At 51.2% G+C, this 873-nt stretch carries 1 pseudogene; it reads left to right on the forward strand.

The annotated features are described in order from the left end of the window. Positions 1-47: 47 nt before the first annotated feature. Positions 48-873: pseudogene (locus ACFQE9_RS15180) on the forward strand (IS630 family transposase); the annotation flags it as partial.

Below are 873 nucleotides of genomic sequence, written 5' to 3' on the forward strand. Positions count from 1 at the left end.
TATAGTAGCCGATAGAATTTTTTACTCAGAGATTAATATAGTATCTAATGGATCACCTCAACGAGATCTCCGTCGAAGAACTCCAAGAGGCGCTTGACAATGTTGACGGAAACAAGCCGACACAACGGTTGTTAGCCGCGATCGCGTACAAAAATGGTGTCACGCAAACCGAACTTGCCGAGTGGTACGATACAGAACGAAAAACGATCTATAACTGGCTCAAGCGGCTCGATACTGACGAGCCGTTTGAACAGGCTGTTTCTGATGCTCATCGATCTGGACGAAAGCGGAAACTTTCAGAAACAAAGCAACAAGAGTTTGAGCAAACAGTCCACGAATCACCCCAAGAGGTCGGCCTTGACGCGCCGGCGTGGACGCCGGCGCTCGCACAACAATACCTTGAAGAAACCTACGGCGTTGAGTACTCAGTCCCGAGCTGTCGGCGGTTGTTGAAAGAGGCTGGGTTGAGTTATCAAAAACCACGCCGTTCAGCCGTTGAATCCGACGATGACGAGCAAGACGAGTTCTACAACGAGATCAAAAAAAGCGGCGGGAAATGGACGCCACAGTAGTCTGTATTGATCAAACCAAGAAATCCGTCCAAGTTGAGCCGCGTGCCGCGTGGTTTCCGCGCGGCACGCGGCCGTCTGTCGAATTATCCGGCCAACGGGATTGGACGTGCTTGCTCGGCGCGATCACCGAAGATGGTGATCGCTTCTTCTCTCGGTTCACAGAATACATCACTGCCGATCACGCAAAACATTTCATTTTAGCATTATGTGAAGAATTCAAAGATGACTTGATCGTCGTTCTCGATGGAGCACCGTACTTTCAGGCGTCGGCCGTCACGGACCTCGCGGCCCGTGACGACCT

The organism is Halopenitus salinus (assembly GCF_042662125.1).
GTDB classification, from domain to species: domain Archaea; phylum Halobacteriota; class Halobacteria; order Halobacteriales; family Haloferacaceae; genus Halopenitus; species Halopenitus salinus.